This window comes from Vibrio sp. DNB22_10_4 (assembly GCF_052879755.1).
Genome location: NZ_JBNNXW010000002.1, coordinates 150,935 through 176,040, shown reverse-complemented (window position 1 = coordinate 176,040; position 25,106 = coordinate 150,935). Strand labels below are relative to the sequence as shown.

Genomic DNA, 25,106 nt, shown 5'->3' with positions numbered 1-25,106 from the left:
CAATATACACAGGCTGCAGAGGAAACTCAAAAGGCACAATTGATGTGAAACAAAAAAGCCGATGTTTTGGTTAAACATCGGCTTATCAATCACAATTCTGACTTAATTAAGCTTTCGCTGGAATCGCTTCTAGTAGTGCCACCATTTGGTTCCAGAATAGCTCAACCGTGTCGATTTTCACCTTCTCGTCAGGCGAGTGAGGGAACTTAATAGTTGGGCCGAAAGAGACCATGTCCATGTTTGGATACGGTTCTTTGAATAGACCACATTCAAGACCCGCGTGGATCACCATGATGTTTGGTTTGTGACCGTAGATACCTTCGTACATATCACGGAAGATAGCCATGATCTCTGACTCTGGATCTGGCTTCCAACCCGGGTAGGCGCCAGAACATTCAATCGTCGCACCCGCAAGCTCTGCGACCGATGCCAACATGCCTTCTACTTGAGAGCGGCCTGAATCGATAAGCGAGCGAATAAGGCATAGTACTTCAACTTTATCCGCTTGCGTCGTGATCACACCAACGTTTAGTGAGGTCTCAACGACACCTTCAATGTCATCACTCATACGAATAACGTCATTCGGGCAAGCATTCAGTGCTGCGATAAAGCGCGATTGAGCGTTAGACTCGAACACATCGCTAAGATCAGTTGCTTCGTTAAAGCTAACAATGTCAGTTTCAATAGCGCCTAGCTCAGATTTCACTAGCTCAGTGTAGAAGCTGTAAAGTTCTTCTAGCTTCGCTAGGTTTTCTTCTGGTAGCGCTAGAGTAACAAAACCTTCGCGTGGAATAGCGTTACGTAGGCTACCACCACGGAATTCAATTAGGCGAGCATCAAGTTCTTTTGCGTGACCCGCTAAGAAACGGCCAAGCAGTTTGTTGGCGTTGCCGCGACCAGTGTGAATATCACAGCCAGAGTGGCCGCCTTTCAAACCTTTCAGTGTTAGCTGACGTGCAACATAGCCTTGAGGTGCCGCTTCGCGAGTGATGTCGAACGTAATGGCTGCGTCAATACCGCCCGCACAACCCATGTATACTTCGCCTTCTTGTTCTGAGTCAGTGTTTAGAAGAATGTCACCTTCTAGCCAACCTGCCTCTAGACCGAATGCGCCAGTCATGCCAGCTTCTTCATCGATGGTCAATAGAACTTCTAGTGGACCGTGTTTGATATCGTTTGAAGCAAGTACAGCCAGGCAAGTTGCCATACCGATGCCATTGTCAGCACCAAGCGTTGTGCCTTTTGCGGTTACCCACTCACCATCAATGTATGGCTGGATTGGGTCTTGAGTAAAATCGTGGTCAGTGTCTTCATTTTTCTGAGGCACCATATCGATGTGCGCTTGTAGAACCACACCTTTCTTGTCTTCCATGCCTGCCGTTGCTGGCTTTTTAATGAATACGTTGCCTGTATCGTCGCGTTTTACATCAAGACCTTGCTCTTTCGCCCAGCCAATAATGTACTGTGCTAGGGCTTCTTCATGTTTTGAAGGGTGTGGGATTGAGCAGATTTTGTCGAAAAATTGCCAAACCGGTGCCGGTGACAACTTGCTGATTTCAGAATGGAATTCAGACACGGAACTCTCCTTTATGCAGACTAGGCTAGATTGTTATTCCCCAGATGTTTAGATTCGAGGTGAGAACATCTGGTTTTCTAGCTTATTTAAGATAAAGAGAAGGATACCATTAGTTGTAAACAACGAGTAGTAAAAGCAAAGCAATTATGTAATGTCGCGTGTTACTGGAATGATTTATAAAATGCACTGGTGTGCATATTGGTGATAATATCATCCGTAATAAAATTACAGAATGGGCAGTGGATTTCAAGAATTATGAAATTTATGTGACTTAGATCGCCATAAGTCTTGTAATTTAAATCCAATATGGTATTCTTTTGAACAGTTGAGTGATTCAACATAGCTTGTTCAAGGATTGAGCCCGATTTATCGCCTCCAAGGAACCGAGATTCAAAGCAACTTTATCCATTATTTGTTTTGTTAGAAGGTGATGTTATGCAAGGTTTAGCAAGCGCGATGTTTTGGACCAACCAAAACGTATACACGAAAGACTTCGCGTACAATGTCTACTACGGTAGATAGCAATTAAGATTTTCCCCTAAATTGAGAATTTGTTGTTGGTTATATACCCCAATTGATGACCAAATTATTCTACCGCCACTCTCTGGAGTGGCGTTTTTTTTGCCTTTTTCTAAGAAATGCCATCTTAATCTCAAAAAGGATGGTGAATTTTTGTCCAGTTATCTCACCTTATCGCTATGATGAAATAGGGCGCAAACGCGGTAACTATTTCAATTTGTTAGCAGTCGTTACCGAATAGGTTTCATATCAAGCGGAAAATATGTTGATTAGAGTCTAAATTCTAGCTGGAATTTGCGTTTTGATAACCTTATAATTCGCGCCAATCGTTTACGCAACCGTTTACTTTTTACACTTTTTAGGGATTCGATTATGCTCGAGAAGCTGTTCAAGCTCAGTGAAAATGGCACTACAGTGCGCACTGAGATTATCGCAGGTATTACTACCTTCCTGACGATGGCTTACATTATTTTTGTTAACCCAGCAATTCTAGCTGATGCCGGCATGGATCGCGGCGCAGTATTCGTTGCTACTTGTCTAGCAGCTGCGATTGGCTGTTTTATCATGGGCTTTGTTGCTAACTACCCAATTGCTCAAGCGCCAGGTATGGGTCTAAACGCCTTCTTTACCTACGCGGTAGTGCTGGGCATGGGCTATACATGGCAAGTCGCGCTGGCGGCGGTATTCTGTTCTGGTATTTTATTCATTCTATTGAGTGTGTTTAAGATCCGTGAGTGGATCATTAACTCCATTCCTATGTCGCTTCGTACTGGTATCTCTGCGGGTATTGGTCTGTTCTTAGCGCTGATTGCTCTAAAGAACGCGGGTATCGTAGTTGATAACCCAGCGACGCTTGTATCTCTAGGTCACATTACCTCTCTTCCAGCTACGTTAGCTGCTGTAGGTTTCTTCATTACTATCGCTCTTGTTCACCGTGGTGTGAAAGGCGCGGTAATGATTGCTATCCTTGCAGTAACAGGTCTAGGCCTTATTTTTGGTGATGTTCAGTGGGGCGGCATTATGTCTACGCCACCAAGCATTGCACCAACGTTCATGCAGCTTGATTTCTCTGCAGTGTTCGAAATCGGTATGATTTCTGTTGTGTTTGCTTTCCTATTTGTTGACTTGTTCGACACGGCAGGCACGCTAGTAGGTGTTGCTCAAAAAGCAGACCTTATCGGTAAAGATGGTAAGATCCCACGTCTTAATAAAGCACTACTGGCTGACTCAACAGCAACATCAGTAGGTGCGCTACTCGGTACATCAAACACGACTTCTTATGTAGAAAGTACAGCAGGTGTTGCGGCAGGTGGCCGTACTGGTCTTACTGCAGTTGTTGTTGGCATTTTGTTTGTACTTGCTTTATTCTTCTCGCCTTTGGCGGGTATGATCCCAGCTTACGCAACCGCGGGTGCGCTATTCTATGTAGCAATTCTCATGATGTCTGGTCTAGTTGGTATCGACTGGAGAGACATTACTGAAGCGGCACCGGTTGTTGTAACTTGCTTGCTGATGCCATTTACATTCTCAATTGCAGAAGGCATCTCACTTGGCTTCATCGCTTACGCTGCTATTAAGGCATTGAGTGGTAAAGGTCGCGACGTATCTATGAGTGTATGGGTAATGTCTGCAATCTTCGTCATCAAGTACATTGTGGCTGCTTAAGTCTCGAATACGGTTTAATTAGGTTATTATTATGGCTAACAAATTCATCATCACTTGGGACAATATGCACGCATATTGCCGTCAACTCGCTGAGCGTCAAATGCCAGCTGAACAGTGGAAAGGCATTATCGGTGTAAGTCGTGGCGGTCTAGTACCAGCAGCGATTCTAGCTCGTGAGCTAGGTATTCGTTATGTAGATACAGTATGTATCTCTAGCTACGACCACGATCACCAACGTGATATGACGGTACTGAAAGCACCAGAGCACGACGGTGAAGGTTACCTAATCGTTGATGATCTAGTGGATAGCGGCGACACGGCTCGTAAAATCCGTGAAATGTACCCTAAAGCTAAGCTAGTAACAGTGTGTGCTAAGCCTGCTGGCGTTGAGCTAGTTGACGAATACATTGTTGATATCGACCAAGATTGTTGGATCGAGCAGCCATGGGATATGGCACTGTCTTACGTTGAGCCAATTAACCGTAAGCAAAAGTAAACAGTGATGTTTAAAAAAACCGCGATAGTTGATATCGCGGTTTTTTTTCGTCTAGCGATTACTGGAACCACTGGCGATACACTTTGAATTGTCCTGTCTGTAAATCCGTCAGCTAGATTGTTGGCTGATGTTTTTTTGGCGACGCTTCGGTTCATAGTTCGAAATAGCCACGCCGACAAAGATGATAGCGGAGCCTATCCATTGGCTGACTGAGATGTCTTCCTTGAGATAGAACACCGACAGAAACACGGTAATTACGGGTACTAGATTAATAAACGAGGACGCACTGGCTGCACCAATAACGGAAATTGCTTGGTTGAAAAATAGATACGCCACTACAGAACCGCCCAAGGCCATAAATAGAATGGCAACAATGGCGTCGAAGCCTATTGGCTTCAATACCATAGCATTACCTGTCATTGCCCATTCAATGAGTGGCCACGGAAGCAGCAGCAGACTTCCATACAGGAAGATATAGTACATAAACAGATTGTTTGGCGTATCTTGTTTGTTGCGTTCGACAAAAATGTTGTAAACAGCAAAGCAGAATGTGCTAAGCAGAAGCAACAGGTCGCCAACGGAATACTCAATACTGAGCAGTTTATCCAATTGCCCATCAAATACGATGTAAATAACCCCCACATAGGCCGCGATAAAGCCAACCACTTTGGTGAGACTCTCTCGTTTGCCGCTGCAAGCAGCGATAAACAGTGTCAGACAAGGAATCGTTGCTTCAATGACACCTGCGTTGAATGCACTTGATAGATCAAGGCCTCGGAAGTAGAAGTAGTAGCAGGCGGTGATCCCAAAGAAGGCGGTGAGCGCTACCTTGATATGGCGCATTATTGGCATGGAATAGCGCTGAATCTGTCGCCGATAAAGCAGCGCTAACACCAAAGCGGCAATACCGAATCGTAATATAGTGACCATAGAGACAGAAAAGGTCTCCATCGCTATTTTCCCTGCGATGGCCGAGCCTCCCCAAAAAAAAGCAGAAAGGAATAATTTGAAGTAGGTCGTCAGGTTCATCGCTTGGCTAAAGTCCATGTGTGGTAATCTTTACCAAAGGCTATAAGCAAAAAGGCTCATACAACAGAATGGATAGGGACAAAATGCATCAAGATCATGCCAACTCGTTGCCACACTCTGTTGTTTTAGTGGGATTCGAGTCACTGAGAACCTTTGAGTTTGGCTGTGCGGTGGAAATTTTTGGACTTGAACGACCAGAGCTTGGCGTTGATTGGTATCAGTTTAAAGTGTGTGGGATAGAGTCAAGTACGGTGCAAGCGATAGGGGGCGTGTCGGTGACGTTTGAGCACGGTCCAGAGATACTAGAGCAAGCCGACACAATCATTCTTCCTGGTTGGCGCGATGTGAATGAGCAGCCCCCAGAGGTATTGGTCAATGCACTAAAGCGAGCTCATGAGCGAGGCGCACGTATTTGTAGTATTTGCACAGGGGCATTTGTGCTCGCCGCAGCAGGGTTACTCAATGGCCGAGCGGTGACGACACATTGGCATCATTCAAACCTACTGTCACAACGCTATCCAAGCCTTCGGGTGTCCCCATCTTCGCTGTACATCGAAGATGGTAATATCTTGACCTCAGCGGGCTCAGCGGCGGGATTGGACATGATGCTCGATATCGTACGTCAGGATTATGGTTATAGAATTGCCAATATGGTGGCACAGCGCTTGGTGATACCGGCATACAGAGATGGTGAACAGCTACAGATCGTTTCTCAAGAAGCGATGGCGACTTCGCAGACTAAGATTGCGGAAGTTATGGATTGGGTGAGAGAGAGACTGTCTGAACCTCACAATGTGGACTCTCTTGCCAGTCAGATGGATATGACGCCGCGAACTTTTCAGCGAACATTTAAGAATGTTGTTGGGCTCCCTGTGATTGAATGGCTAACGCGAGCACGAGTGGATCGCGCTAAAGAACTGCTAGCAACGACCTCTTCAACGGTGTCACACATTGCCTACCATTGCGGCTTTGCCTCCGAAAGTACCTTCCGACACCAGTTTCGAAAGCTAGTAAGTCAAACGCCAACTGAGTTTCGGCGTCAATCATCGAGTAATTTGCAGCAATTGAGAGACAAAAACACTGAATAATCGCGATTATTCGATTATATTGTTGCTGTTAACAGGTAATGCTAGGTGCGCGTATGTCCGAAGAAGTCAGCAAAAACATCTCTGAAACCTTGTTTGAAAAAAACAAGCAGGCTAAAGAAACCTCCCACCTTATCCGGTATATGCCAAGCAGTATCCGAGTGCTTGAGGAGCGTCGATCACAGCAGCCAACCTCTTGGTATCGCAACTTATTGCGTTTGCAGTGGGTTTGGCAAGGGATGGATCCGATTGAATTAGAGTCGGTATTGGCAAAAATTGCCTCTTCAGAACACTCGAGAACGGTTGATGAGTGGCTGGATACCGTTATGGGGTACCACGGTGGCAACTGGAACTATGAGTGGACTAAGCATGGCATGATGCATCAAAAGCGTGCCAATGATTTGCAAGGCGATGCTGCGGCGGAAGAGCTGTTTAAAGCATCGCTTAGCTTTAGTATCGCAGGCTACCCCCATCTTAAAAATGACAACTTGGCACTGCAAGCTCAGGTTCTGGCAAATAACGCCTACAATGAAGCCGCGAAACACACCAGTCACATCATTAAGCAAGTTGAGATCCCTTATCAGAATCGACGCATTACCGCTAACCTTCACCTGGTAAGCACCGAAAAACCTCAGCCTGTTGTCATTGTTAGCGCTGGACTTGATTCGTTGCAAACCGATATGTGGCGTTTATTTAGAGACTACCTAGCGCCGGCCGGTATCGCGATGTTGACGGTGGATATGCCATCGATAGGGCACAGCTCACACTGGCCACTAACCGAAGATACCTCTTGTCTGCACCAAGCGGTAATACAAGAGCTGCCAAATATTCCTTGGGTTGACCATTTTAGAGTGGGTTTGCTCGGCTTTCGTTTTGGCGGCAACGCCATGGCTCGTTTGTCGTTTCTTGAGCCAGATAAAATTAAAGCGTGCGTGACGCTTGGTGCACCAATTCACCACTGTTTAGTGACACCGAAGATCATTCAGTCGATGCCGAAAATGTATATCGATATGCTAGCGTCTCGTCTTGGGAAAGATGCGGTAGACATTAATAGCCTTGCTGGGCAACTGATGGCATGGTCGCTGAAAATTCAAGGCTTCTTATCATCTCGCCGAACTAAAGTGCCTATTTTGGCAATGAGTATGGAAGGGGATATTGTGTCGCCGCTATCCGATAACCGCTTGTTAGCGATGTTTAGTCAATATGGCAAAGCACGTGAGATACCTGCAAAAGGCATCGCTAAGGGGTATGCGCAATCCCTCGAAATGGCCATCAAGTGGTTGGAGGACGAACTTTTAAAGTGACATTTGTGCAAATTTAGTGAACTATGTGAAATGATTGTGTAATCAAGTGCATGATAAAAATATAAATTAAACACAATTTATTATCGCTATTTATGTTTTATCCCTATTTCATATAGAAACGGAGTTTCCCTATGTCAGAAACGGCGAAAACCCCTACTCACTATCGCTTAATTGCTGCGTTTAAAGCTATTGGTCCGTATTTACGAGAAACCTTGAGTAAAGACGGTAGCTATCACTTTGACTGCCTTTCGGTGTGCGTGGATGATGCCAAATCTCCAGAAGATAGAGAGTTTTGGGGCTGGTGGCTCGATTTAGCCCTAGTAGATGGGCAGTTTGAGGCGACGTATCAAATCGGTCGCTACAACCAAACAGGCGAGTGGATTTTAGAATCGGCACCAAAATCGGCTATTAACGAGATAAATCGCACCCAAGAGGTGTTTCATCAAAAATTGGAAGCGACACTTAAGGATAAGTTCGAACTCGCTGTCTCTATTCATGACGACTCAGTAGAGTTTGTATAACCGCCTGTCATTAGGCTCCAGAGCCTGCCTTGAGTAGCTTTGGAGCCTTTTTTGTGCCTCTTTGCCCCCCGCTTTGCTTTTTTACTTGTACAAATGATGTTTGATTGCTAAAACATCACTCCTTATTCAATTTTTCACGTCAAACAAGTAGAGATAACTTTGGATATTACTCGTCAAACTGCCGACAAAAAAACGGTAGTGGTGAAGTTAGGTACTAGTGTCCTAACAGGTGGTTCCCTAGCGCTAAATAAAGCGCACATGGTTGAGCTGGTCAGACAATGTGCTGAGCTGAAAAAGCTTGGACACTCCGTTGTAATGGTATCGTCAGGTGCAATTGCGGCGGGTCGCGAGCACCTAGGTTACCCCGAACTTCCCAAAACGATGGCGAGTAAGCAGCTTTTAGCCGCTGTTGGTCAAAGCCAGCTTATTCAAGTATGGGAGTCTTTGTTTGCTATTTACGGGCTTAAAATCGGTCAAATGCTGCTAACGCGTGCCGATCTTGAAGATCGTGAACGCTTTCTTAATGCACGCGATACCATCAATGCCTTGGTTGAGAACGACATCATTCCAGTGGTGAATGAGAACGACGCAGTTGCGACCAGTGAAATTAAGGTTGGCGACAACGACAATCTATCGGCATTGGTGGGTATTTTGTGTGGTGCGGATAAGCTGTTGCTGCTTACCGACCAGCGCGGTTTGTTTACCGCCGATCCTCGCAAAGACCCAAATGCAGAGTTGATCCGTGAAGTGACAACGATTGATGAAACGCTTCGCAAGATCGCAGGTGGCAGCGGAACCACATTAGGGACCGGTGGCATGGCAACCAAGCTTCAAGCGGCAGACATTGCACGCCGAGCAGGGATTGAAGTTATTATTGCAGCGGGTAGTGCGGAAAACGTGGTGTTTGACTCACTATCTGATGAGCCTCAAGGTACTCGCTTCTTGCCTCTACCAGAAGCATTGGAAAATCGTAAACGTTGGATACTCGCAGGCCCTGCAGCAACCGGTAACATTGTTATCGATTCAGGCGCAGTGAATGCGGTAATAGGCAAGGGCAGTAGCTTACTTGCTAAAGGGGTTATAAAAGTTTCAGGCCGCTTCGCTCGTGGTGAAGTGGTACGTGTGACGACCAATGACGGGGCTTTAGTTGCAAAAGGAATTTGTGGCTACTCCGATGCCGATCTGTCCAAAATAGCAGGTAAGCACAGTAAAGAAATTGCTGATACGCTTGGCTATGATTATGGTGCAGAAGTGATTCATCGCGACGATATGGTCGTCATTCAAGATTAAGAATAAAGGGAACCGTTATGGACATGATTAAACTAGGCCAAAACGCGAAGCAAGCCAGCTTTGCTTTGGCGACCGCGTCAACGGCGCAAAAGAATCGCGCACTGCAAATCATCGCCGATGAACTTGAAGCAAACGCCGACGTCATTTTGGCTGCGAATGCGAAAGACATCGACCTAGGTCGTGAAGCCGGTCTAACAGAAGCGCTACTTGATCGTCTGCTGCTGAACAAACAACGCCTGAAAGGCATTGCTGATGACGTTCGCAACGTTATCACGCTGTCTGATCCTGTTGGCAGTGAAATCGACAGCAAAGTGCTTGAAAACGGCATGAGCCTATCGCGCCGCCGCGTGCCACTTGGTGTTGTTGGTGTGATTTATGAAGCACGTCCAAACGTTACGATTGATATCGCAGCACTGTGTTTGAAAACCGGTAACGCCAGCATCCTTCGTGGTGGTAAAGAGACCTTCTTCTCTAACATGGAACTGGTTAAAGTGATCCAGTCTGCACTCGATAAAGCGGGTCTGCCTGCGGCATCAGTACAGTACATTGAAAAACCGGATCGTGAACTGGTTTCTAAGCTGCTTAAACTGGATGACTACGTAGACATGATCATCCCGCGCGGTGGTGCTGGTCTTCACAAAATGTGTAAAGAGAACAGCAACATACCAGTTATCATCGGCGGCTTTGGCATTAGCCATATCTTTGTTGATGATAGTGCGGATCTTGCTCGTTCTTTGGATGTGGTTGAGAACTCAAAAGTGCAACGTCCATCGGCATGTAACTCATTAGATACTCTGCTTGTGCACGAGAAAGTCGCAGCTGAATTCCTACCAATGATCGCTGAGCGCTTGAAAGGTAAAGTTTCACTGGTCGCAGAGCCAAAAGCGAAAGCGATGTTGGCAGGTTTTGATGATTTGCGTGACGCAGGTGAGGGTGACTTTGATACCGAGTGGCTGAGTTTCACTTTAGGTGTGAAAGTTGTGGCAGATGTTGAAGAAGCCATCGACCATATGCGCGTTCATAACGCTAGCCACTCTGATGCGATCATGACTAACAGCCTAATTAACTCAGAGAAATTCATTAACTCTGTAGGCTCAGCTGCAGTTTACGTAAATGCTTCGACACGCTTCACGGACGGCGCTCAATTTGGTCTTGGTGCAGAAGTTGCGGTATCAACGCAGAAACTCCATGCTCGCGGCCCTATGGGGCTAGAAGAGTTAACCAGCTACAAGTGGGTGGGTAAAGCGGATTACTTACCGCGTCCATAACGCTTGACTACATTGAATACAAAAAGAGTCAGTCGAATATCGGTTGACTCTTTTTTTGTTTTGAGGTGGTCATTTCAACCTAGCGTGTTGCTCTTGCCAAAAATCTGTCTAAATGGTTGGCAAATTCACGGCGCTCTGTCTGCCCAAGTGGTGCCGGACCACCAGTTTGAACTCCACTAGAGCGCATAGTGTCCATAAAGTCACGGATATTAAGACGAGCCTTAATGGTATCTTTAGTATAAAGCTCACCGCGTGGGCTGAGCGCCAAAGCATTTTTAGTGATCACTTCATCTGCCAAAGGAATATCAGACGTGATAACCAAGTCACCGGCGTTGACTCTTTTCACGATTTCATTGTCTGCAATGTCAAACCCAGCAGGTACGGTTAGCGAGTGGATATTGTCTCGTTTCGGTACAGGTACGCTGTGGTTAGCAACAAAGGTACAGGTTAAGCCAGTGCGTTCCGCGGCTCGGCACAGTGTTTCTCGAATCACTTTTGGGCATGCATCGGCATCGACCCAAATCTTAACGGCTTGTTTTAACGGTTCAGTCACGAGATTGCTCCAATGCAGTCAATCGCTGAGTCAGTGTGGCAACTTGCTGCTCTAATTCCTTCACTCTTAGCTCTAGAGGTTGCTCTGCTTTCTCAGCAGCGATTTCAACTTTTGGTACATGTTGACTGCTCTTCCAAGATTTGATCACGGTGATCAGCGCAGGCATAGGTACTTTAGTCTTCAAACGCGCTTTTACTAGTGCGACGGTTGGCTCTTTTCCCTCTGCGTGCAATGAGCTGATTGCAGCTTCAATCTCAGCGGAGACATCTTTGGTTATCATGTTGGTTATTCCGTTAAATAGGCTATCCATTAATAGTACCTTCGAATCTAAGGGAGGTACAGATGGAGCTTGTGTGACGGTCATCACCAGTGACTTGAAGCGAGGGAATCTAAGACATTAGCCAATTTGGAAACACCCTGTGCGAGATCTCTCACACGAGCTGTGAGATAAAGAGAAAAAATCGCCAGAAATTTGGAAGAGAAAATCAATAAGCTCATGTTAAATATGATATTTAACCTTTACTTAACAGTGTCGGCGAAAAACTTTTTGAATTGGGTAGATTGTCCAGAATCGCCATTAGGGTAAATTAGAACCTGTCGGAAGGATGCTGACACGGAACAGGAATGACATTGGAAGGTCATCTTCAGGAAGAAGATTTGGTTACCAAGGGAAACGTAACCAGCACGGAAGTTAGGATAGCGCGGGAAGCGAACAATCATCAGGACGGTGATTTTTAGGGAAATGGATACACTCAGGAAGAGTGCAAGGAACCCCATCAGGATGATGGTCAAGGACACCGCTCAAGGAACAAGTGAAGCGAGCTGACTGGGATAGTTAGCGTCATTGGATGAGATGGACACCGCTAGGACGGCGACGAATGGATATAGCTGAAGGATTCAGCCACTATTACGGATGATGCATGGAGCATTTTTAGTAGCCGGACTGCTGCGAGTAAGACTATAGCCCCAATACGCAAGTGTTGGGGCTTTTCTTATTTATAAACCCTAACTTTCATACTTCTCTTGTAAGTGTCGCACTTAATCTAAAGAACACAGAGCCTAAAGCCTATATTAGGTTATTTGGGTATTCAGTTACGAAAAGGAAGTCAATGACAATAGTTACTCGCAGAACCATTCTCGTCCCCTATACCGACTATCTGGAGTCGGATTTTCTGATGCTTAACGTGTGTGCGAAAAATCGCAAACACATGAATGGTCCTCATACCCTAGCCACTGCGCGTCGATTGTTTCATACCATATTGAGCGACTCAAAGTTCTATGCGATGGCGGCTCTGGATCTGCGAACGCGCGATTATATGGGGCATATTTTCATTGAGCGCGGAGCGGAGGGTGAAGGAGAGATAGGCTATATCTTTGACAAGCAATATTGGAACAAAGGGATTGCAACAGAGGTATTAAGAGCGTTTATTCCTGATGCCGTCCATACTTTAGGGCTTAATAGGCTTGAAGCGAACGTCGATATTGACCATGCCTCTTCGATTCGATTGCTGAGTAAACTCGGGTTTGAACAGTACGGACAAGCGGAAGATGAGCATGGCCCGTACTATCAGTTTCAATCTACATTCGGTGTGCTGGAAAGTGAAAGTTCAGCACATGAAAACCTTTCATCACCAGCTTTCCTTGGTAATAGTCGTCACCGAGTGCTGAAAACTCAAACTCATAAATAGTGTGCCAACCGAATCGGCCGTTGGCATCTCTAAGTCTGTGAGCACCAAACGACACGCTCAACATTTGCAGATCTAACTCCTTACAGCGACGTGTCACCGCCGCCTTGGCAATCTCAGATTGGCGCCGCTGCTGCCAAAATACAAAGCAGAACATACTCAGCGCCAATATCATCAAAAGATTATCTATCATTTCACCTTCCTAGTGAGTTTTTCCTTGTGTTGCCGCCTGTTGCAACGCGATCAATGCGCTGGCGAGCTCTGGTGATGGGCTAGAATGCAGCAGTGGCAAAAGCACTAAACGCAGGCTCGGCATCATCACTAGATCGGCAAATAATTGATTAAACAAGCCTTGGTTGCCAGTTTGAGCCAAGCGTACCAAGAACTTCTCGGCTAAGGCTGGCGTAGTCAGAGGTTGCCATGCACGGCCTGCTATGGCAATCAGCACTTCCTGATGACTCAAGCGCGCACTGGCTAAAATTTCAGTAACTAACGACTCTAGCTGCTCCGGCTTGCCACCCGATAGCGCACGAGCATAAGCGGCTAACAAGAATAGATCCGGCTCGTCGGACTCGCATTCAAATTGAGCAAGTTCGCGCAGCGTTGTGGAGAGCTTTTCTGGCAACGCCACATGCTCAAGTGCGCCAAGTAGCGCATAGCGTGGCTCGCTTGCAAGGTGACGCAGGCTAGTGCGGATCAAGCGACCGTTTTCATCACGTCCAAGCCTAGCTGCCATATCGGTGATGCCTTGCAGTCCAACCGTTTGCCAGTTGTCCCAGCCAAGGTCGCCTCGGAAGTATTCACGAGCATGCTGGTAGTATTGGCTGGTAGTCAGATCCAGTTCAGCTCTTAATAAGCTATGGAATACAGCTAACTTGTCGTCTGTTGGTTTATACGTAAATGGGTTGTTTGACAGCTTTTGTTGCTGCTCCTCGCTTATCTCTTTTCCAAGACGTGTCCCCATTGCTTCAAGCACGTATTTTAGAAACTGGCCGACATCGCCTTGGCTCAGTAATCCACGCTCATCAAGCTGGAATTTAAGGAACCAAATCCAAGGCTGTTTTTCTTCGTTCCAGTAGGCGATGGCAAACTGAGCCTGTCTTTGAATCGGATAAGGGTAAGGCTGACTAGCGCGCTCGACGGCAGCAAACTGATCGTTATCAATCAGTTGTACGCGTCTTGAGATATCGTAGATGTGATATTGGCAGCCACTGTTGACCAATAGATCCGTCAAAGTATGAATGGTTTCCATGGAGGGGTTCCTAGTACGGTTTGGGTATAGAACAATAGATGGTATTCTATCGCCAATTTTCAAGTCATTGACGACCATTTTCAATAGCGATGATGCAAAGTCGTGAAATAGTTCGTCGCGCTACTAGATAGATCTATGAAGTTATTACTTGTTGAGCTGAAACAGCAGCTTAAAAAACACTCACTTTGGCAGCTTAACGCCCCAGATACAGTGGCATTGAGTAGCCAACAGCCGTTCGCAGTCGATACCCTTGAGCCTCAAGAGTGGTTGCAATGGATTTTTATTGCCCGAATGGAGTCCCTGATTGAGGCCGGTGGCGACACCCCAAAAGGGTTTGAAATCACGCCATACTTTGAAGAAGTGTGGAAGCTGCGCCCTGAGTTGGCCGAGGTTCTAATGGTACTTAAACAGATAGATGAGGCCGCAAAATGAGTGAATCGACAGTTTTGCCAGAGGTTGAGCCACTAGAGATTGTCTACCGAGACGAGTACCTCATTGCGGTGAATAAGCCTGCGGGCATGTTGGTACACCGCTCATGGCTAGATAAAAATGAAACACGTTTTGTCATGCAAACTCTGCGTGATCAAATTGGCCAGCACGTTTTTCCTTTGCACCGTTTGGATAGACCAACATCGGGTGTGCTTTTATTTGCACTTTCGAGTGAGATAGCAGCGAAAGCGATGCCGATGTTTGCCGAGCACAATATTGAGAAAACCTATCACGCCATTGTTCGTGGCTGGATTGAGCAAGGTGATGTTTTAGACTATCCACTGAAAGTGGAGCTCGACAAAATCGCCGATAAGTTTGCCAACCAAGAAAAAGAGGCACAGCCAGCGGTCACCGCCTATCAGCCATTGGCGAAGGTTGAAGTGCCATACTCGACAGGTCGTTTTCCAACTAGCCGCTACTGCTTAATGGAAATGAAGCCAAAGACGGGTCGTAAGCATCAGCTTCGTCGTCATATGCATCATTTAAGTCACCCGATTGTCGGTGATACGACTCATGGTGATGGCCGGCACAATCGCTTGTTTAGGGAGCATTACGATACCCATCGTATGCTGTTGCATGCGTCTTGTTTGGCGTTCAACCACCCAATTACTGGCGAGCCAATACGTATTCAAGCAGGGTTTGATTCGGTTTGGCAGAGTCTAATGAGTGAATTTGGCTGGCAAGAGTGTGACGCAATCCAAGATTACACCTAATTACGTTACTTTACGGACTAAATAGTGGATTTCTTAATAGGTGAATTTTCGCTAAACTGTGGTCTAAACCATAGGAGGTGTTATGCATTGTCCATTTTGTTCAGAAAATGACACAAAAGTTATCGATTCCAGACTGGTAGCCGATGGCCATCAGGTGCGTCGTCGTCGTCAATGTTTGGCGTGCAGTGAGCGTTTCACCACCTTTGAAACCGCCGAACTGGTTATGCCAAAGGTGATTAAATCCAATGGTAATCGTGAGCCTTTCAACAAGGATAAGATGGTCGGTGGCATTCAGCGAGCGCTAGAAAAGCGTCCTGTAAGTGCAGACTCGATTGAACTTGCGATCAGTCATATTGAATCTCAACTTCGCGCTACTGGCGAGCGTGAAGTCCCAAGTGAAATGATAGGAAACCTAGTCATGACTCAGCTTAAAGAGCTGGACAAGGTAGCCTATATTCGTTTCGCATCTGTTTACCGTAGTTTTGAAGACATTCGCGAGTTCGGTGAAGAAATCGCTCGCTTGGAAGACTAACAGCCACCCCAAAATCAGCGATAGGTATGGATTACTATGAGTCAGTTTAGCGCTATTGACTATCAGATGATGAGTTTAGCGATTGACCTTGCCAAGAAAGGCCGCTTCACCACTGCTCCAAATCCGAATGTCGGCTGCGTGATAACGCAAAATGATGTCATTGTGGGGCAGGGATACCATAAGAAAGCGGGTGAGCCGCACGCCGAAGTGCACGCAATGCGTATGGCGGGTGAGCAAACTAAGGGCGCGACGGCGTACGTCACCCTAGAGCCATGTTCCCACTATGGGCGCACGCCACCCTGTGCCGAAGGGCTGATTAAAGCGGGTGTCGCGAAAGTCGTCTGTGCCATGTCCGATCCAAACCCGCAAGTCGCTGGGCGTGGTTTTGCCATGCTTGAAGAGGCGGGTATTGAAGTGCAGGTTGGCATCTTGGAGCAAGATGCGCGAGCACTAAATCGAGGTTTTCTAAAGAAAATGGAAACCAATCGTCCCTTCGTTCAGCTTAAAATGGCGGCCAGTCTCGATGGGCAAACCGCACTTGCTAATGGTCAAAGCCAGTGGATCACAGGCGCTGAAGCGCGCCGCGATGTACAGGCGTATCGTGCTGAAGCTGGCGCTATTTTGTCTACTAGCCGCACCGTTATTGACGACAATGCATCTCTAAATGTTCGCTGGAATGAACTGCCAAGCCAAGTTCATTCGGTGATTGACTCCACAGAGCTTCGTCAGCCAGTTCGTGTCATATTGGACAGACAAAATCAGCTCAGCTCTGATCTAAAACTGTTCAGCACCGAAGGCGTTATCCTCCGAGTGGCTCATGAAGGTGGCGATCTTAACATCCCAGCAGGTTCAAGCGAGCAGCTAGACCTTGCCCAAACGCTAGATGTACTAGCCGAAGAGCACCAAATTAACCATGTTTGGGTGGAAGCGGGCGCAACTCTGGCGAGCTCTATGATAGAGCAGCAGCTTGTCGATGAGCTTATTGTCTATTTAGCACCTAAGCTTATGGGGGCTGATGGCCGAGGACTGATCGGCGCGCTTGGGCTTGAGTCGATGCAACAGGTTATCGATCTCGATATTAAAGACATTCGTATGGTGGGTAGTGATATTCGAATCGTTGCCACGCCACAGCTAAAAAAGAAATAGAAGATGTTTACAGGAATTATTGAAGCCGTTGGTACCCTCAAAGCGATCACGCCAAAAGGGGAAGACATCAGTGTTACCGTTGATGCTGGCAAACTGGATATGGCCGATGTAAAACTCGGCGACAGTATTGCGACCAATGGTGTGTGTCTAACTGTGGTGGCGTTCACTGACAGTAGTTACCAAGCGGATTTATCATTAGAGACGCTAAAGAAAACCGGCTTTGCCAACTACAGCGTGGGTGACAAGGTCAACCTTGAAAAAGCCATGTTACCGACCACGCGTTTCGGTGGTCATATTGTCTCTGGTCACGTCGATGGCGTGGGTGAGATTGTCGACAGACAGCAAGTCGGCCGTGCAGTTGAGTATTGGGTACAGATGCCATCGGAAATCACTAAGTATGTCGCCCAAAAAGGCTCGATTACTGTGGATGGTATTAGCTTGACAGTGAACGATCTTCGTAAAGATGCGTTTAAGCTGACTATCGTACCACATACGTCAGAAGAGACGACTATCGACCAGTTCCAGGTAGGGCGAAAAGTAAACCTTGAAGTCGATGTTATGGCTCGTTACATGGAGCGATTACTTCAAGCGCAGACTCACTCTGAGCCTGAGTCGAGACTGACGATGGAATTCTTACAACAAAACGGTTTTGCCTAATCTCGCGAATCTAGTTCTCGAAAATCTAAGAATTGCAAAACCCAGATAAAAACAAGCGCAATAACAGGAACGTGAAATGCCAATTAGTACGCCGCAAGAAATCATTGAAGATATCCGTTTAGGAAAAATGGTCATCCTGATGGATGACGAAGATCGTGAAAACGAAGGCGACCTTATCATGGCCGCTGAACATATTACTCCTGAAGCCATCAACTTTATGGCAACTCATGGTCGCGGTCTTATCTGCTTAACTATGACCAAAGACCGCTGTGAAACGCTAGGTCTTCCGCCGATGGTGCAAGACAATAACGCGCAATACACCACAAACTTTACCGTATCGATTGAAGCCGCTGAAGGTGTGACTACCGGTATTTCTGCTGCTGACCGCGCGCGCACTGTGCAAGCGGCTGTTGCGAAAGATGCCAAAGCGGCCGATCTTGTTCAGCCAGGACACATCTTCCCACTTGCTGCTCAAGATGGTGGTGTACTAACTCGCGCAGGTCACACTGAAGCGGGCTGCGATTTAGCAAAACTGGCGGGACTTGAGCCAGCATCGGTGATCGTTGAGATTTTAAACGACGATGGCACTATGGCGCGTCGCCCAGATCTTGAAGTGTTTGCTGAAAAGCATGACATCAAACTAGGTACGATTGCTGACCTTATCGAGTACCGTAACAACAACGAAACAACGATTGAACGCGTTGCTGCGTGTCACTTGCCGACAGAATTTGGTGAGTTTGAGCTGGTCACATATCGCGATACCATCGATAACCAAATCCACTACGCTATGTGTGCTGGTGACTTGACGGCAAACACGCCACTGGTCCGTGTTCACTTGCAAGACACGTTCACTGACATTCTGCGCTCAAACCGTAACTCAGATCGCAGCTGGACACTGGACAAAGCGATGAAGCGCATTGGCAATGAAGGTGGTGTGCTGGTCATACTGGGTAATGAAGAGAGCACAGACTTCTTGATTCACAAGATGAAAATGTTCGAACAGCAAGACAGCGGCACAGCGCCTACTATGGCGAAAAAGCAGGGCACATCTCGCCGCGTAGGTGTGGGCTCTCAAATTCTAGCTGACCTTGGCGTGCATGAAATGAAATTGCTGTCATCAGCAGACAAAAAATACCATGCTCTCGGTGGTTTTGGTTTGACGGTCACGGAATACGTCACAGAGTAACCTATCAAGCCTTTGCTTCTGATAAGCAAAGGCTTTTTGTTATTAAGACTGCGCCCTACTTTTGGACACCTTGCTAAAGCCTTGTCTGGACGAAGTTAGCGGTAGATATTAATAAATGACTTGTGCTAGAATCCGTCGATTCTCGCGAGATGAACATAGTTTATAAGGAAAGCATATGAAAGTTATCGAGGGTGGCTTCCCAGCACCGAACGCAAAGATTGCTATTGTAATTGCACGATTCAATAGTTTTATCAATGAAAGCCTACTATCGGGTGCTATCGATACTTTGAAACGTCACGGTCAAGTGAGCGAAGACAACATCACGGTTGTACGCTGCCCAGGCGCAGTTGAACTACCACTTGTTGCTCAACGTGTTGCGAAAACAGGTAAGTTTGATGCAATCGTATCGCTAGGTACAGTCATTCGTGGCGGTACACCACATTTCGACTATGTTTGTAGTGAGTGTAATAAAGGTCTTGCACAAGTGTCTCTGGAATATAGCCTACCAGTAGCCTTTGGTGTATTGACTGTTGATACCATCGATCAAGCTATCGAGCGTGCAGGAACCAAGGCTGGTAATAAAGGTGCAGAGGCTGCACTAAGCGCGCTTGAAATGATCAACGTTCTTTCTGAAATCGATTCCTAATGGGGGCCAGTGTGAAACCAGCCGCACGTCGTAATGCACGTCAATTTGCTCTGCAAGCAATTTATTCTTGGCAAATTACTAAAGAAAATGTTGCCACTGTTGAAGAACAGTTCTTATCAGGTGGTAAGTATGATGAAGAAGAACATCATGCTGCTGAGCCTGCGTTGACTGCGCCAGAGACTGACGTTGTATATTTCCGTGACCTACTCACGGGTGTCGCGTTGAATCACACGGAGCTAGACAGCAAGCTACGTCCATTTGTTTCTCGTCCAATGCAAGATCTAGACATGATGGAACTTGCGCTACTTCGCCTAGCGATGTACGAGATGACACGCCGTGAAGACGTACCTTACAAAGTGGTTATTAACGAAGCGATCGAACTTGCAAAAGTATTCGCCGCAGAAGACAGCCACAAGTTTGTTAACGGTGTACTAGATAAAGCAGCACCACACGTTCGTAAGAAGTAACAAACAACGTTTGTCTATTCGTAAAAAGGTCAGCAATTTGCTGGCCTTTTTTATATACTCTGTTCACCTTTTCGTTGCCAAGTCGACAAGATGTCTGGTGAATTTAGTTTAATCGATAAGTACTTTGCTCATAAGCAGCAAAACCGAAAGGATGTGATCCTCGCTCAAGGAGACGATTGTGCGATTGTCGCCCCTACTGCTGGCTCTCATATTGCCATTAGTACCGACACCTTAGTGGCGGGCACTCATTTTCTCGCTGACGCTAATCCTGCGCAAATTGCTCACAAAGCCCTCGCGTCAAACATCAGTGATCTCGTGGCCATGGGCGCTTCCCCTGCTTGGGTTTCTATGGGTATTTCGTTACCTGAAATCAATACGGCATGGCTAGAGCGTTTCTCCAATGCGTTTTTTAAGCTTGCCGATTACTATGGTATTCAACTGATTGGCGGCGACACCACTAAAGGCCCACTTACTATCACTCTTACTGTTCAAGGCACACTACCTGAAGGTAAGGCGTTGACTCGCCATGGTGCCCAGTCAGGAGACTGGGTCTATGTCACCGGACAACTCGGTGATGCCAAAGCTGGGCTTGATGTGATTTTAGAGAACAACATCAGTGCGGATACCAGCCTCAATCAAGAGCTACAACGACGTCACTTTGAAGCCACGCCACGCGTACTAGCGGGTATAGCGTTGCGAGATATTGCTTCAGCAGCCATCGACATTTCTGATGGGCTGGTGGCTGATTTAGGGCATATTCTGAAACGCTCGAAGGTTGGCGCAAGGCTTAATGTTGCAGCGCTTCCGATATCAAAAGAACTGCTGCAGTTTGTCGGTAGCCGGGCACTTGCTCAGCAATATGCACTGACCAGTGGTGAAGAGTACGAACTATGCTTTACGGTACCAGAGGCCAATCGCGGTCAACTTGAAGTGGCGTTAAGTAATACGCCGTTTACCTGTATTGGGCAACTGACCGGCACAGAATATATAGAGCTTCACAACGACGATGCGCCAGTGGACTGGCAACTCGACGGTTTTGATCATTTTAAGGGAAATCAATGAGCAATCCTCTCGACTTAATCTCACTTAAAAATCCGTGGCACCTGCTAGCAACAGGCTTTGGTAGTGGTTTGTCACCGATTATCCCCGGCACCATGGGGACGCTCGCGTCGATCCCTTTGTACCTGCTACTGGTTCAGCTGCCGTTAAGCGTTTACCTCATTGCCGTGGTGATCGCCTGTATCATTGGTATAAAAATTTGTGACGTCACCTCTCAAGACATGGGCGTGCATGATCACGGCTCAATCGTTTGGGATGAGTTTGCTGGCTTTTGGATCACCATGGCGATTGTACCCGCACTCAAACTGCCTGCCGATGACTGGAAGTGGTTAATCACAGGGTTTGTGCTGTTTCGCTTCTTCGACATGGTAAAACCTTGGCCTATCGGCTGGCTCGACAAGCGCATGCATGGCGGCCTAGGCATTATGATTGATGACATCGTTGCTGGTATTATGGCAGGGCTTTGTTTGTATTTAGTGGGTCATTTTGCTGGCTGGCTAGCCTAGTTCAAATCGTTAGCCTAGTTTTAATCTTAAGCCCTGCCTGTATGCGGGGCTTTGTTTTTAGTTTTTTTGGCCTCACATTTCACTTCATCAATTCTCCCAAATATTGCCGATAATCCGCCAATCTTGAGCGGTCATTCCCTAGTTATGCTGGCCTAACTACACCCTCTATGAAGGGATAGAGGCTCACGCTCTAGAAGGAAGCTCAGCATGTCGAACGATAACACAAACCCATTCCAGTACACGCCAAACAGTTATTATCGGGACCTGTTTCCCTACTTGCTTTTTGACGATACCCCCATTATCTCCAGTTACGATGTAGACAACCGATTTATTTCCCCACCTCAGAGTGTGTTGCAATCTGCTGAGTTTACTAATTACGTCGATGCGGCTAAGAGCGATGATAGGGCGAAAATTGAATCTTTGGCATTGGCCTATATTAAAGGTTCAGACTTTATTGCCTCCCCAAGTCTATTTGACGATAAACTTTCGGGTATTTTAGCTAAGTTGCAAAATCGTGGTAATCGAGGCGAAAGTTGGCAAAGCATACTCGTTGAGCAGTTTGGTAGTGTTGAGGCGTTTAAAAGTTATGTTACGACTACAGGCGCCGCCTTTATCAAAAGGCTATGGCTTAGCACTATTGCGCTGATCATTCAGCTAGATTACGACACCTATTGGCTAAACCAACTGATACTAGTACTGAAGGCCATTTTCGTGATGGCCAAAATTGCTGACACCATTCCTGTGGCAAGTACGGCCCCTGGCCCACTCAATTCTGCTCAGTTTAATTTTCCCGAAACCTCTTCAGAGGCAACTGCGAAAATTCACGTTTGGGAAACAGCAAGTTTGGCGCTACCTCAGCCCTTATTTCCGTTACCAAGTAGTGTCAAAATACCGAGCCAATTGCCAGCAACGCCTTATGCAGTAGGTACTCTCAAGCGGATGAGCTACAAGTTAACTGGATACAAAATCGGAGAAATTCAGAAGGTTGAAACCATACTTCCGGGTGAAACCCGTAAGTCTCAAAAGCGTAGCCGTCGTCTAGACAGCACATCAGAACAGCATAATCACACAGATAATAAAGCTCAAACGACCGAGCATAATCTCACCACAGATGATCTTAACGCCTGGGTGGAAAAAGCGCGTCAAGGTCGATTAACAGAGAACACTGTCGATAGCTATCAAACCGATTACGCACCCACATCACCCATTGCAAAAACTACAGGCAGTTGGTCAATTGTCGAGTCACCTCAAGGTGCTGAGCAGACCTCAAAACAAAGCTTCGCCAAGTCCTTACTCGATAAGGCGATAAATCATGCTTTTGATGAAGTGAGCAAAGCACGTCAAGTTGTCGGCACTGTTGAACATGAAAATACCCAAAGTCATGCCTTTTCAAATCGCCACAGTGAGGTCATTAATGGGGTTTACTTCTGGTTGAATAAAGTGTTTACGGTACAGGAGCACAATTCTGAGAAGCGAATTATGGTCTCGATTGACGTTGAATTGCCAGACTTGGCCATTAAACAGCTGGTCAGTCAGATACCAGAGCTGGATCCGCAAAAACCGACATCGCTTGAAAAGTTAGGTATTACACACTTTAACCAGATAGAAACGACCAAGAGCACGGAAGCGAGTCCCACAGAGGATCCACAACCTAGCGAGGGGCAACGGTCACGTTATTACTTAGATCTGTGTGAGCAATTTGGTATCGAGATGCCAGAAAGTCCACCAGTGGAAAGCAAAGTGATCACAGGGAGCTTGAAACTCGAGTCGACTCAGGGGCAAACACAAGTATCGGTACCAATAGGGTATCAAGTTGATAGCGTGGTGGTGACGGTGCAGGCTGAAGCCATGACACCGGTAGATTCTGTGGTTATTGCCGGTCAGGTGATAAAAACAGCCGATGACAACGGTCAATATCGCTACGTAGACGATTCGAATTCATCAGGGACGGCAAAGCAAACCTTAGGTCAGCTATTTACGGTACCCGTCTCCATTACCCTAAAAGAGCCTGAAGAAGTAACACCGATAGCGCCTGCAAAAGGAAGTGATCCTGCTAGCCTTGAAGCCAATACTTTTTCTGCACAGCGGCAAGCAAGGCAAGATCATGCGGTAGGCGCTTTGGCTGATGTTCTGGTTGCGACAACGCTCGCACCCGAAACCAAGCTTGCGTGGCAATACAAACTATACATTCAGTTGAAGCATGCCTACCTCAAGCAAGAGCTAGAGTATGACAAGCAGATTGAAAAGCGAGACGAGTTACTGGCGCAGCAAAGTAACCCTGTGGTTCAAGGGCTGATTCATCAAAATTTGCTGAAGGCGAGTAAAACCGTGCTGTTTGAGCAGGCCAAAGCCCTCGTTGGCAACGACGCGAACTCGCCGCAAGATTCGTTGCCATTTAATAGTTATGCGGACTCCTCCCTGGACTGGGCGCACCTTTATTGCAAATTAGAACAAGAGGTGGCCTCGAACACCGAGGCAGCCAATCATAACGCGACATCTACTCAAACGACATCACTGCTCGAGCAGCTTGACCCCACGCTATTTTTAAGTCGCTACTTGCGAGCAACCAGAGCGAAACTATTGGTGCCCATTGTCCGTGGTCATGAAGTTGCTTTTCTCTACTATCTTGAAACAGGGCGTATATGGCATGGAAAAGCGAGTCTTGCACCTGTGAACTATCGCTCGCTCGCCATAGTGAATGACTTTAAAAAGTTACCGCCGCCGTCAGAGGATGACGATGACCAGCAAAATTCATGGAGTGTAGTCATGCCGACCACCATGTCAATTTTGTCGGATTACCAAGACATTTCACAACTAGAGGATTACTTGAATGACCGATAACACCAACATTCCCGGTGATGCGCCAAGGCCGATACCGTCTTCGCCACCACATGGTATTCAGTACCAAGGTATGCCAGTGGGAGCTGTGGTTGCCTATGCTGGGCAAATTCGTACTAACAACACTACTGATGGTCATCAGCTTAATATCGATATGTTTCCATGGCTGGTTTGCGATGGTAGAAAGCTTGAAATAGCGAAATACCCTGAACTCTATCAGGCTCTTGGAGACCTTTACGGCAAAGCCGCCAGTGGCTATTTTGTGCTCCCAGATTTCCGAGGCCAGTTTCTGCGCGGAGTCGATGATAGAGCCGGGGTCGAGGCCAGCGGCAGTAAAGAGCAAAGAAAAACCGCCGATGGCGTAGCGAGCACCACTGTAGGGTCGTTTCAAGATACCGCCATGCGATCCCACCAACATCACTATTTAAAAAACGCCCAAGGCGTTTTAGTACCCGCAGATCCACCAGTGGGAGAGGGGCTGGCAAGCATGAGTGAATCAAAAGAGACGTTTGATATTCTTGGGGTCGATACCGAAAAGGTCAGCAGCTTTGAGAGTCGCCCCCCTAATGTGTTCATTCACTGGCTCATCAAGTGCAGCGGTGTGCAGGGATAATACTCCGTTCA

26 protein-coding genes are annotated in these 25,106 nt (G+C 46.8%); 20 read left to right on the top strand and 6 right to left on the bottom strand.

Annotation, left to right across the window (positions count from 1 at the left end; genetic code table 11):
* Positions 1-106: 106 nt before the first annotated feature.
* On the bottom strand, positions 107-1,576 hold the full coding sequence (locus ACVA6Q_RS08855; RefSeq protein ID WP_446647293.1) for an aminoacyl-histidine dipeptidase: 1,470 nt from the start codon (positions 1,574-1,576) through the stop codon (positions 107-109).
* 891 nt (positions 1,577-2,467) lie between these two features.
* Between ACVA6Q_RS08855 and ACVA6Q_RS08850 the strand changes: the two genes are divergently transcribed.
* Positions 2,468-3,760, top strand: coding sequence for a solute carrier family 23 protein (locus tag ACVA6Q_RS08850; RefSeq protein WP_112462098.1), 1,293 nt, complete (start codon positions 2,468-2,470; stop codon positions 3,758-3,760).
* Between the two features lie 31 nt (positions 3,761-3,791).
* Complete coding sequence (gpt, locus tag ACVA6Q_RS08845) at positions 3,792-4,256, top strand: xanthine phosphoribosyltransferase (protein WP_042477599.1); 465 nt, start codon at positions 3,792-3,794, stop codon at positions 4,254-4,256.
* A 108-nt stretch (positions 4,257-4,364) separates the two neighbouring features.
* Here gpt and ACVA6Q_RS08840 read toward each other — a convergent pair whose 3' ends face one another.
* Complete coding sequence (locus ACVA6Q_RS08840) at positions 4,365-5,303, bottom strand: DMT family transporter (RefSeq protein ID WP_446647292.1); 939 nt, start codon at positions 5,301-5,303, stop codon at positions 4,365-4,367.
* A 65-nt stretch (positions 5,304-5,368) separates the two neighbouring features.
* Here ACVA6Q_RS08840 and ftrA point away from each other — a divergent pair, with 65 nt between their 5' ends.
* The 5 genes from ftrA to ACVA6Q_RS08815 all read left to right on the top strand — a co-directional run bounded on the left by ftrA (position 5,369) and on the right by ACVA6Q_RS08815 (position 10,753).
* Positions 5,369-6,373 (top strand): transcriptional regulator FtrA, encoded by a 1,005-nt coding sequence (ftrA, locus tag ACVA6Q_RS08835; protein ID WP_446647291.1) that lies wholly within the window; start codon positions 5,369-5,371, stop codon positions 6,371-6,373.
* Between the two features lie 53 nt (positions 6,374-6,426).
* The gene (frsA, locus tag ACVA6Q_RS08830) at positions 6,427-7,674 is read left to right on the top strand and encodes an esterase FrsA (RefSeq protein WP_446647290.1); all 1,248 of its coding nucleotides are present in this window, start codon (positions 6,427-6,429) and stop codon (positions 7,672-7,674) included.
* A 131-nt stretch (positions 7,675-7,805) separates the two neighbouring features.
* Positions 7,806-8,195: a sigma factor-binding protein Crl gene (crl, locus tag ACVA6Q_RS08825; RefSeq protein WP_353496808.1), complete on the top strand. Its 390-nt coding sequence runs from the start codon at positions 7,806-7,808 to the stop codon at positions 8,193-8,195.
* Positions 8,196-8,354: 159 nt separating this feature from the next.
* Entirely contained in the window at positions 8,355-9,485 is a 1,131-nt protein-coding gene (gene proB / locus ACVA6Q_RS08820) for a glutamate 5-kinase (protein ID WP_418642026.1), read from the top strand.
* Between the two features lie 17 nt (positions 9,486-9,502).
* The gene (locus ACVA6Q_RS08815; protein ID WP_446647289.1) at positions 9,503-10,753 is read left to right on the top strand and encodes a glutamate-5-semialdehyde dehydrogenase; all 1,251 of its coding nucleotides are present in this window, start codon (positions 9,503-9,505) and stop codon (positions 10,751-10,753) included.
* 79 nt (positions 10,754-10,832) lie between these two features.
* Here ACVA6Q_RS08815 and ACVA6Q_RS08810 read toward each other — a convergent pair whose 3' ends face one another.
* The gene (locus ACVA6Q_RS08810; RefSeq protein ID WP_353496806.1) at positions 10,833-11,306 is read right to left on the bottom strand and encodes a YaiI/YqxD family protein; all 474 of its coding nucleotides are present in this window, start codon (positions 11,304-11,306) and stop codon (positions 10,833-10,835) included.
* Positions 11,299-11,586, bottom strand: coding sequence for a hypothetical protein (locus ACVA6Q_RS08805; RefSeq protein WP_353498720.1), 288 nt, complete (start codon positions 11,584-11,586; stop codon positions 11,299-11,301). The genes ACVA6Q_RS08810 and ACVA6Q_RS08805 overlap by 8 nt, the downstream gene beginning before the upstream one ends.
* A gap of 829 nt (positions 11,587-12,415) precedes the next feature.
* Between ACVA6Q_RS08805 and ACVA6Q_RS08800 the strand changes: the two genes are divergently transcribed.
* The gene (locus ACVA6Q_RS08800) at positions 12,416-12,994 is read left to right on the top strand and encodes a GNAT family N-acetyltransferase (protein WP_353496805.1); all 579 of its coding nucleotides are present in this window, start codon (positions 12,416-12,418) and stop codon (positions 12,992-12,994) included.
* Here the strand turns inward: ACVA6Q_RS08800 and ACVA6Q_RS08795 are convergent.
* Together ACVA6Q_RS08795 and ACVA6Q_RS08790 are read right to left on the bottom strand one after the other, a co-directional pair.
* Positions 12,885-13,184 carry a DUF3301 domain-containing protein gene (locus ACVA6Q_RS08795; RefSeq protein WP_112462101.1) on the bottom strand — a complete coding sequence of 100 codons (300 nt, stop codon included), beginning with the start codon at positions 13,182-13,184 and terminating at the stop codon, positions 12,885-12,887. The genes ACVA6Q_RS08800 and ACVA6Q_RS08795 overlap by 110 nt on opposite strands.
* Before the next feature lie 9 nt (positions 13,185-13,193).
* Positions 13,194-14,243, bottom strand: a complete 1,050-nt coding sequence (locus ACVA6Q_RS08790) for a DUF3549 family protein (RefSeq protein ID WP_446647288.1) — start codon at positions 14,241-14,243, stop codon at positions 13,194-13,196.
* A 135-nt stretch (positions 14,244-14,378) separates the two neighbouring features.
* Here ACVA6Q_RS08790 and ACVA6Q_RS08785 point away from each other — a divergent pair, with 135 nt between their 5' ends.
* From ACVA6Q_RS08785 to ACVA6Q_RS08730, 12 genes are all read left to right on the top strand, one after another.
* Positions 14,379-14,675 (top strand): YqcC family protein, encoded by a 297-nt coding sequence (locus ACVA6Q_RS08785; protein WP_446647287.1) that lies wholly within the window; start codon positions 14,379-14,381, stop codon positions 14,673-14,675.
* On the top strand, positions 14,672-15,445 hold the full coding sequence (truC, locus tag ACVA6Q_RS08780; protein ID WP_446647286.1) for a tRNA pseudouridine(65) synthase TruC: 774 nt from the start codon (positions 14,672-14,674) through the stop codon (positions 15,443-15,445). Before ACVA6Q_RS08785 ends, truC begins: the two co-directional genes overlap by 4 nt.
* A gap of 82 nt (positions 15,446-15,527) precedes the next feature.
* Positions 15,528-15,977 (top strand): transcriptional regulator NrdR, encoded by a 450-nt coding sequence (gene nrdR, locus ACVA6Q_RS08775; RefSeq protein ID WP_042496919.1) that lies wholly within the window; start codon positions 15,528-15,530, stop codon positions 15,975-15,977.
* A 36-nt stretch (positions 15,978-16,013) separates the two neighbouring features.
* Positions 16,014-17,123 carry a bifunctional diaminohydroxyphosphoribosylaminopyrimidine deaminase/5-amino-6-(5-phosphoribosylamino)uracil reductase RibD gene (ribD, locus tag ACVA6Q_RS08770; protein WP_353496800.1) on the top strand — a complete coding sequence of 370 codons (1,110 nt, stop codon included), beginning with the start codon at positions 16,014-16,016 and terminating at the stop codon, positions 17,121-17,123.
* Between the two features lie 3 nt (positions 17,124-17,126).
* The gene (locus ACVA6Q_RS08765) at positions 17,127-17,780 is read left to right on the top strand and encodes a riboflavin synthase (RefSeq protein ID WP_446647285.1); all 654 of its coding nucleotides are present in this window, start codon (positions 17,127-17,129) and stop codon (positions 17,778-17,780) included.
* A 76-nt stretch (positions 17,781-17,856) separates the two neighbouring features.
* Positions 17,857-18,966 (top strand): bifunctional 3,4-dihydroxy-2-butanone-4-phosphate synthase/GTP cyclohydrolase II, encoded by a 1,110-nt coding sequence (gene ribBA, locus ACVA6Q_RS08760; protein WP_446647284.1) that lies wholly within the window; start codon positions 17,857-17,859, stop codon positions 18,964-18,966.
* Between the two features lie 175 nt (positions 18,967-19,141).
* A complete protein-coding gene (gene ribH / locus ACVA6Q_RS08755; protein ID WP_004741508.1) occupies positions 19,142-19,612 on the top strand; it encodes a 6,7-dimethyl-8-ribityllumazine synthase in 471 nt (156 codons plus the stop codon).
* Positions 19,612-20,079 carry a transcription antitermination factor NusB gene (nusB, locus tag ACVA6Q_RS08750; protein WP_353496797.1) on the top strand — a complete coding sequence of 156 codons (468 nt, stop codon included), beginning with the start codon at positions 19,612-19,614 and terminating at the stop codon, positions 20,077-20,079. The genes ribH and nusB overlap by 1 nt, the downstream gene beginning before the upstream one ends.
* 90 nt (positions 20,080-20,169) lie before the next feature.
* Positions 20,170-21,141, top strand: a complete 972-nt coding sequence (thiL, locus tag ACVA6Q_RS08745; protein ID WP_446647283.1) for a thiamine-phosphate kinase — start codon at positions 20,170-20,172, stop codon at positions 21,139-21,141.
* Positions 21,138-21,644: a phosphatidylglycerophosphatase A gene (gene pgpA / locus ACVA6Q_RS08740; protein WP_112462109.1), complete on the top strand. Its 507-nt coding sequence runs from the start codon at positions 21,138-21,140 to the stop codon at positions 21,642-21,644. Before thiL ends, pgpA begins: the two co-directional genes overlap by 4 nt.
* A gap of 207 nt (positions 21,645-21,851) precedes the next feature.
* On the top strand, positions 21,852-24,485 hold the full coding sequence (locus ACVA6Q_RS08735; protein WP_446647282.1) for a hypothetical protein: 2,634 nt from the start codon (positions 21,852-21,854) through the stop codon (positions 24,483-24,485).
* Positions 24,475-25,095: a phage tail protein gene (locus ACVA6Q_RS08730; RefSeq protein ID WP_446647281.1), complete on the top strand. Its 621-nt coding sequence runs from the start codon at positions 24,475-24,477 to the stop codon at positions 25,093-25,095. Before ACVA6Q_RS08735 ends, ACVA6Q_RS08730 begins: the two co-directional genes overlap by 11 nt.
* Positions 25,096-25,106 lie beyond the last annotated feature (11 nt).